8 protein-coding genes and 1 pseudogene are annotated in these 7,824 nt (G+C 73.9%); 4 read left to right on the top strand and 5 right to left on the bottom strand.

The annotated features are described in order from the left end of the window. The 3 genes and pseudogenes from GTW08_RS20320 to GTW08_RS20310 form a co-directional block, all read right to left on the bottom strand. Positions 1 to 293, bottom strand: a pseudogene (locus GTW08_RS20320) (N-acetylglucosamine-6-phosphate deacetylase); the annotation flags it as partial. Further along, positions 293 to 589: an HPr family phosphocarrier protein gene (locus GTW08_RS32035; RefSeq protein ID WP_304580219.1), complete on the bottom strand. Its 297-nt coding sequence runs from the start codon at positions 587 to 589 to the stop codon at positions 293 to 295. The gene GTW08_RS32035 and the pseudogene GTW08_RS20320, both read right to left, overlap by 1 nt. Beyond that, a complete protein-coding gene (locus tag GTW08_RS20310) occupies positions 586 to 1,845 on the bottom strand; it encodes a PTS transporter subunit EIIC (RefSeq protein WP_073578204.1) in 1,260 nt (419 codons plus the stop codon). The genes GTW08_RS32035 and GTW08_RS20310 overlap by 4 nt, the downstream gene beginning before the upstream one ends. A gap of 167 nt (positions 1,846 to 2,012) precedes the next feature. On the opposite strand from GTW08_RS20310, the gene GTW08_RS20305 reads away from it, so the two are divergent. The 3 genes from GTW08_RS20305 to GTW08_RS20295 are packed head-to-tail and all read left to right on the top strand — an operon-like array spanning position 2,013 to position 3,354. Beyond that, a complete protein-coding gene (locus tag GTW08_RS20305) occupies positions 2,013 to 2,243 on the top strand; it encodes a glucose PTS transporter subunit EIIB (protein WP_073578205.1) in 231 nt (76 codons plus the stop codon). Then, on the top strand, positions 2,240 to 2,689 hold the full coding sequence (locus tag GTW08_RS20300; RefSeq protein ID WP_073578206.1) for a PTS sugar transporter subunit IIA: 450 nt from the start codon (positions 2,240 to 2,242) through the stop codon (positions 2,687 to 2,689). The genes GTW08_RS20305 and GTW08_RS20300 overlap by 4 nt, the downstream gene beginning before the upstream one ends. Then, the gene (locus GTW08_RS20295) at positions 2,686 to 3,354 is read left to right on the top strand and encodes an HAD family hydrolase (RefSeq protein WP_073578207.1); all 669 of its coding nucleotides are present in this window, start codon (positions 2,686 to 2,688) and stop codon (positions 3,352 to 3,354) included. The genes GTW08_RS20300 and GTW08_RS20295 overlap by 4 nt, the downstream gene beginning before the upstream one ends. 7 nt (positions 3,355 to 3,361) lie before the next feature. Here GTW08_RS20295 and rsmD read toward each other — a convergent pair whose 3' ends face one another. After that, positions 3,362 to 3,916, bottom strand: a complete 555-nt coding sequence (gene rsmD, locus GTW08_RS20290; RefSeq protein WP_073578208.1) for a 16S rRNA (guanine(966)-N(2))-methyltransferase RsmD — start codon at positions 3,914 to 3,916, stop codon at positions 3,362 to 3,364. A gap of 21 nt (positions 3,917 to 3,937) precedes the next feature. Continuing rightward, positions 3,938 to 7,318: a pyruvate carboxylase gene (locus GTW08_RS20285; RefSeq protein WP_073578209.1), complete on the bottom strand. Its 3,381-nt coding sequence runs from the start codon at positions 7,316 to 7,318 to the stop codon at positions 3,938 to 3,940. A gap of 273 nt (positions 7,319 to 7,591) precedes the next feature. Between GTW08_RS20285 and GTW08_RS20280 the strand changes: the two genes are divergently transcribed. Further along, the coding region (locus GTW08_RS20280; protein WP_202417459.1) for a hypothetical protein at positions 7,592 to 7,824 on the top strand (233 nt) is incomplete at its 3' end.

Raw genomic sequence — 7,824 nt, 5'->3', positions numbered from 1 at the left:
GGGGCGGAGACCAGCGAGGCGACCGTCGTCGTCGTGCCGTGGGCGCGGTGGTGGGCGACGGCGGCCGCCGCCCCCGCCGCCGTCGCGTCCGGGAAGCCGTGCCCGGCGCCGCCGTGGTCGTGCACGTCGACCAGCCCGGGCAGCAGCAGCGACGACGACGCGGGCGGGAGCGGACCGTCGTACGCCGCGGCCGGGAGGACCGCGACGATCCGGTCCCCCGCGACCGCGACGACCGAGTCCGGGAGCAGCCGGCCGTCGGTGACGACGGTGCCGCGCAGCACGCGGTCACGCATCACGCGTCGTGGTCCGTCTCGAGCAGCGTCACGAGGCCGTCCAGCGCAGCCGGGGCGCCGTCGCCGTCGGCCCGCAGCACGACCTGGTCGCCGAAGACGACGCCGAGGGTCATGAGCCCGAGGACGCTGCGCGCGTCGACCGGGTCCTTCCCGTCGGTCGCGACGGTGACGGGCAGCCCGGTGGCGGCGGCGGCGCGGGCGAACAGCGCAGCCGGGCGGGCGTGCAGCCCCACCCGGGACGCGACGACGGCGGTGCGGGTGTGCACGGTGCTCTCCTGCTCCTCGGCGGCGGTCACCGGTCGGCCTTGCCCGCGGTGCCGGTGGTCTCGGTGGTGTCGGTGCCGGTGGTACCGGTGGCCTCGTCGTCCTCCCGGCCGGGGGTGCGCAGGTTCCAGCGACGGATCACGAAGCGGAACAGCACGTAGTAGACGACGGCGTAGGCGAGCCCGATCGGGATCAGCCACAGTGGCCGGGTGGACTGGCCGAAGTTGAGGACGTAGTCGATGGCGCCTGCGGAGAAGCTGAACCCGCTGTGGATGTCGAGCGCGTTCACCAGCGCCAGCGAGGTGCCGGTGAGCACCGCGTGGATCAGGTACAGCGGCCACGCCACGTAGACGAAGGCGTACTCGAGCGGCTCGGTGATGCCGGTGACGAACGAGGTCAGCGCGACCGAGACCATGATCCCGCCGACGACCTTGCGCCGCTCCGGACGGGCCTCGTGCCAGATCGCCATCGCCGCGGCGGGCAGCGCGAACATCATGATCGGGAAGAAGCCTGTCATGAAGGTGCCCGCGGTCGGGTCGCCCGCGAAGAACCGGGACAGGTCGCCGTGCACGCCGTTGAAGTCGCCGACCAGGAACCAGACGACCGAGTTGATGATGTGGTGCAGCCCGACCGGCAGCAGCAGCCGGTTGACCAGGCCGAAGACCCCGCCGCCGACGACGGCGTTCTCCCCGACCGCGTTGCCCAGCCCGGTCAGCCCGGCGTTGAACACCGGGTAGACCAGGCTCAGCACCGACGCGATCACCATCATCGACACGGCGGTGAGGATCGGGACCAGCCGGCGGCCGTTGAAGAAGCCGAGGAAGGTCGGCAGCGTCGTGCGGTGGAAGCGCTGCCACAGCAGTGCCGCGACCAGGCCCGCGACGATGCCGCCCAGCACCCCGAAGTCGATCGTGGCCTGCTCGCCCTTCGAGTCGAGCACCCCGGGCAGCAGCACCGGGGACAGCGCGGTGAACACGCCGTCCATCACGAGGTAGCCGACGAGGGCGGCCAGCGCGGTGGACCCGTCGGAGCGGCGCGCCCAGCCGATCGCGATGCCGAGCGCGAAGATCATCGGGAGGTGGTCGAACAGCGCGCCGCCTGCCGCGGCGAGCACGGCCGCGGGCTGCTTCAGCGCCTCGACGCCGCCGAGCAGGTCGTCCTGCCCGAGGCGCAGCAGCAGGCCGGCCGCGGGCAGGACGGCGATCGGGAGCATCAGGCTCCGGCCGAGACGCTGCAGGCCGGCCAGCCCGGCCCGTCGTCGTACCGGTTCCGCTGTGGAGGTGCTCATGGGCTCGCACTCCTCGTGAGGGTGTCGGCGACCGGGGCCGGTGCGCGGGCGTTGTGGAGCCGTCGCGTCAGCCGGTACGGTCTGGTTATAACCAGTGAGGGTGCGGGCTGGACGACACCCTGTCAAGACACTGGTCATAACCAGTTGCGACCAGAGGGAGACCTCCTATGAGCAGGGCCGACGACATCGTGGCGGGGCTGGGCGGGTCCGCGAACATCACCGACATCGAGGCGTGCATCACCCGGCTCCGGACCGAGGTCGGCGACCCCGGCCTGGTCGACGACGCGGCGTTGAAGGCCGCCGGGGCGCACGGTGTGGTCCGGTCCGGGACCGTCGTGCAGGTCGTGATCGGGCCGGAGGCGGAGAACCTCTGCGACGACGTCCGGGACCTGCTGTGACGTCCGTCGTCGCGCCGGTCGACGGCGCGGTGGTCGGCCCCGCGGGGGTGCCCGACCCGGTCTTCCGCGACGAGCTGCTCGGCGGCGGGACGGCCGTCGAGCCGCCCGCGGACGCCACCGAGGCGGTCGTGCTGGCCCCGGTCGCCGGCACCGTCGCGGCGCTGCACCCGCACGCCTTCGTGATCACCGCCGACGGTGGCCCCGGGATCCTGGTCCACGTCGGCATCGACACGGTCTCGCTCGGCGGGGCCGGGTTCACCACGCACGTCGCGAAGGGCGACGCGGTCGAGCGGGGCGCGCCGGTGCTGACCGTGGACCTCGCCGCCGTGCGGGCGGCCGGCCTCGCGCCGACCTGCCCGGTCGTCGTGCTGGACTCCCCCGCCGGCTCGGTGAGCGCCCCCACCGGGCACACGGTCCGCGCCGGCGACGAGCTGTTCCGCCTGTGACGGGCACCGTTCCCGACGGCGCCCCGGTCGTGTTCGACCTCGACGGCACCCTCGTGCGCAGCGAGCACGTGCACCGCCGGACCTGGGCCCGGTTCTTCGCCGAGTGGGACGCCGAGGTCGACGACGAGACCTACCGGCACCGGTTCATGGGCCGCCGCGCGGCCGACACGCTGCGCGAGGTCGACGGGCCGTGGCGCGACGCGGACCCCGACGAGCTCGCCGCGCAGCTGGCCGGGCACGGCTCCGCCCTCGCCGACGACGTCGACGTCGTCCCCGGCGCTCCCGCGCTGCTCCGGTCGCTGGCCGGGCGCGGGCACCGGCTCGCGGTGGTGACGAGCGCCCGCCGCGGCTGGGCCGACCGGGTGCTGGGCGAGGTGCTCGATGCGGCACCGCTGGTCGAGCTCGTCGTCACCGCCGAGGACGTCGTGCGCGGCAAGCCGGACCCGGAGGGCTACCTCACCGCGTGCCGTCGCCTCGACGCCGACCCGGCCGGCTGCGTCGCGTTCGAGGACTCCGTTGCCGGGGTGTCCTCGCTGGTCGCGGCCGGGATGGGCACCATCGTCGGGGTCCGGACGACGGCCGGGGACGCGGAGCTGACCGCCGCCGGGGCACACCGGACGGTGCCGGACCTGACGCCCGGCCGGCTGCTGGGCCCGGCGGCCTGATCCGGGCTCAGCTCCCGAGCGAGCCGTGGTGCAGGACGGTGTCGCCGTAGCGGCGGGACCGGCCCGCGGTGAACCCGGCGGGCCAGCCGAACTCCCCCGACGACTTCGCCCGCTCGACGACGACCGCCGCACCGGGCGCGAGCCAGCCGTGGGTGGTGGCGGCGGTCAGCCAGCCCGCGACCTCGTCGTCGGGCACCGCGTAGGGCGGGTCGACGAACACGACGTCGAACGCCCGCGGCGCGGGCCCGGCCAGCACCGTCCCGGCCCGCCCGGTGACGACCGACCCGCCGAGCCCGACCGCGGCCAGGTTGCGCCGCAGCACCCCCGCGGCCCGCTTGTCCGACTCGATGAACACCGCGTCGGTCGCGCCCCGGGACAGCGCCTCCAGCCCGAGCGCGCCCGACCCGGCGCACACGTCCAGCACGGCGGCACCGCCGAGACCCGGATCGTGGTCGAGCGCGGAGAACAGCGCCTCACGGACCCGGTCGGAGGTCGGCCGGGTCCCCGACGGCGGCACGGCGAGCCGTCGTCCGCCCGCCGTGCCCGCGATCAGCCTGGTCATGGCTCCATGGTGCCGTGCGGCTCAGTCCAGCTCGACCAGCAGGTCCCCGCCCTCGACCTGGGTGACCGTGCCGATCGCGAGCCGCTTGACGGTGCCGGCCCGGTGCGCGGTGATCGACGCCTCCATCTTCATGGCCTCGATGGTGGCGACGGTCTGGCCGTCGTCGACGGTGTCGCCCTCGGCGACCTGCAACGTCACGACACCGGCGAACGGGGCGGCGACGTGCGCGTCGTCGTCCTTGTCCGCCTTCTCCGCGGCCTTCACCTCGGTGGCGACCGACTCGTCGCGCACCGCCACCGGGCGCAGCTGCCCGTTGAGCGTGGTCAGCAGGGTGCGGTAGCCGCGCTCGTCGGGCTCGGAGACTGCCTCCAGCTCGATGATCAGGGTGACGCCGGGCTCCAGGTCCACGGTGTGCTCGAGGTCCTCCTCCAGCCCGTAGAAGAAGTCCTTCGACGACAGCACCGCGGTGTTGCCGTACTGCTCGCGGTGGGTGTCGAAGTCCTTGGTCGGGCCGGGGAACAGCAGCCGGTTCAGCGTGCGGCGACGCTCGTCCCGCAGCCCGCGACGGTCCTCGATGGACAGCTCCGCCTTCTCCGCCTCGGGGCTGCGGCCCTCCAGCGCGCGGGTCCGGAACGGCTCCGGCCAGCCCGCGGGCGGCGAGCCCAGCTCACCGCGCAGGAACCCGATCACCGAGTCCGGGATGTCGAAGCCCGCCGGGTCCTTCTCGAAGTCCGCGGCGTCCACCCCTGCCCCGACCAGGTGCAGGGCCAGGTCGCCGACGACCTTCGACGACGGCGTCACCTTCACCAGCCGGCCGAGCATCCGGTCCGCGGCGGCGTAGCAGTCCTCGATCAGCTCGAACCGGTCGCCCAGGCCGAGCGCGATCGCCTGCTGGCGCAGGTTCGACAGCTGCCCGCCGGGGATCTCGTGGTGGTAGACCCGTCCGGTGGGGCTGGCGAGGCCGGACTCGAACGGCGCGTAGACCTTCCGCACCGCCTCCCAGTACGGCTCCATGTCCCCGACCGCGGTCAGGCTCAGCCCGGTCGCGCGGTCGGTGTGGTCGGTGGCCGCGACCAGCGCCGACAGCGACGGCTGGCTGGTCGTGCCGGCCATCGAGGCGACCGCGCCGTCGACGGCGTCGACCCCGGCGTCGATCGCCGCGACCAGCGTCGCGAGCTGGCCGCCCGCGGTGTCGTGGGTGTGCAGGTGCACGGGGAGGTCGAACCGCTCCCGCAGCGCCGTGACCAGCTTCTTCGCCGCGGGCGGGCGCAGCAGGCCGGCCATGTCCTTGATCGCCAGGACGTGCGCGCCCGCGTCGACGATCTCCTCGGCCAGGCGCAGGTAGTAGTCCAGGGTGTAGAGCTTCTCGCCCGGGTCCGACAGGTCCGCGGTGTAGCAGAGCGCGACCTCGGCCAGCGCCGTGCCGGTGTTCCGGACGGCGTCGATGGCCGGGCGCATCTGGGAGACGTCGTTGAGGGCGTCGAAGATCCGGAAGATGTCCATGCCGGTGTCCGCCGCCTCCTGCACGAAGGCGTCGGTCACCTCCGTCGGGTAGGGCGTGTAGCCGACGGTGTTGCGCCCGCGCAGCAGCATCTGGGTGCAGATGTTCGGCGCCGCGGCCTTGAGCGCGGCGAGCCGGTCCCACGGGTCCTCGGCCAGGAAGCGCAGCGCGACGTCGTAGGTCGCGCCGCCCCAGCACTCCAGCGACAGCAGCTCGGGCATGGTCCGCGCGACGTAGGGCGCGACCGCGACCAGGTCCCGGGTCCGGATCCGGGTCGCCAGCAGCGACTGGTGGGCGTCGCGGAACGTCGTGTCGGTGACCGCGACCGCGGTCTGCTCACGCAGCCGGCGCGCGAAGCCCTCGGGCCCGAGCTCGCGCAACAGCTGCGCCGAGCCGTCCGGCGCGGGCGTCTCCAGGTCGACGCCGGCGGGCAGCTTGTCGACCGGCTCCACGACCAGCGGCCGGTCGCCGTTCGGCTTGTTGACCGTGACCTCGCCCAGGTACTGCAGGATGCGCGAGCCGCGGTCGGCCGACGGGCGGGCCTTGAGCAGGTGCGGGCGCTCCTCGATGAAGCTGGTGGTGACCCGGCCCTGCTTGAAGTCCTCGTCCTCCAGCACGGCGGCGAGGAACGGCAGGTTCGTCGCCACGCCACGGATCCGGAACTCGGCCAGCGCGCGACGGGCGCGCCGGGCGGCGTTGGCGAAGTCGTGGCCGTGACAGGTCAGCTTGACCAGCATCGAGTCGAAGTGCGCGGAGACCTCGGCACCGACGTGCACGGTGCCGCCGTCCAGCCGCACGCCCGGGCCGCCCGGGGAGCGGTAGACCGACAGCGTGCCGACGTCGGGCCGGAACTCGTTGGCCGGGTCCTCGGTGGTGATGCGGGTCTGCATCGCCGCACCGGTGAGGGTGATGTCGTCCTGGGTCAGCCGCAGCTCGGGCAGCGTCATGCCCGAGGCGATCCGCAGCTGGGCGATGACCAGGTCGCGGTCGGTGACCTGCTCGGTGACGGTGTGCTCGACCTGGATGCGCGGGTTCATCTCGATGAAGTGGTGCTTGCCGCGCTCGTCGAGCAGGAACTCCACGGTCCCCGCGTTGACGTAGCCGATCGTCCGCGCGAAGTTCACCGCGTCGGCGCAGATCCGGTCCCGCAGCCCCGGGTCCAGGTTCGGGGCCGGGGCGATCTCGACGACCTTCTGGTGGCGGCGCTGCACCGAGCAGTCGCGCTCGAACAGGTGCACGACGTTGCCGTCGGCGTCGGCCAGGATCTGGACCTCGATGTGCCGCGGGTTGACCACGGCCTGCTCCAGGAACACGGTGCCGTCGCCGAACGCGGACTCCGCCTCCCGGCTCGCGGCCTCGATCGCGTCACGCAGGTCGCCGGGCTCGGTGACCCGGCGCATCCCGCGTCCACCACCCCCGGCGACCGCCTTGACGAAGATCGGGAAGTCGATGTCCTCGGCCGCCGCGAGCAGCTCCTCGACGTCCGAGGACGGCTCGGAGGACTCCAGTACCGGCACGCCCGCCTCCCGGGCGGCGGCGACGGCGCGGAACTTGTTGCCCGTCAGGTGCAGGACCTCTGTCGGCGGCCCGACGAAGGTGATGCCCTCCTCGGCGCAGGCGCGGGCCAGATCGGGGTTCTCCGACATGAAGCCGTAGCCGGGGTAGACCGCGTCCGCGCCGGCCTTCTTCGCCGCCCGGATGACCTCCTCCACCGACAGGTAGGCGCGGACCGGATGCCCCGGCTCCCCGATCTGGTAGGACTCGTCGGCCTTCGCGCGGTGCAGCGAGTTGCGGTCCTCGTACGGGAACACCGCCACCGTCGAGACACCCAGCTCGAACGCGGCCCGGAACGCCCGGATGGCGATCTCGCCCCGGTTGGCCACCAGCACCTTGCGGAACATCGTTCTCCTCATCACGATCGGCGACGACGCCCGTGGCGGCGGGGGTTCCCGCGCGACGGACGCGTGATCCTGACACGACCGGCCAGGTCCCGACCACTGCTCGGGACAGGGTGCCCACACAGCGGGACGTCGTCCGGTCCCGCCGTGCCGGTGGTGCCCGGTGGCGTGGCACGACGTGCCGTCGCGGGGCCGGTGCGTGGCGAGATCCGGACACCTCGGGCACCGTGGGGCGGGTACCGGCCCCGTCGGCCGGCGCGGCGGGGAGGTGGTGGCGTGGTGGCCGTGGTGTTCCAGCTGCTGTCGTTCGCGCTGCTGGTGATGGCCGTGGTCGGCGCCTACCGGCGGCTGCGCGCCGACCGCGGCCCCGGTCCCGGCCCCGCCCCGGAACCGAGCGCACGTCCCGTGCTGTCGTCCGAGGCCGTTGCCGCGGAGCAGGCGTGGCGACGCGCGCGGGCGGAGTTCCAGCGGCTGCGCGCGGAGTTCGCCGCGCACGAGGCCGACCCGCT

This window comes from Pseudonocardia sp. SID8383, from assembly GCF_009864975.1.
In the GTDB taxonomy this organism is placed as follows: domain Bacteria; phylum Actinomycetota; class Actinomycetes; order Mycobacteriales; family Pseudonocardiaceae; genus Pseudonocardia; species Pseudonocardia alni.
Note: the sequence above shows the minus strand (reverse complement) of the source record. Positions and strands in the feature narration are given on the sequence as shown.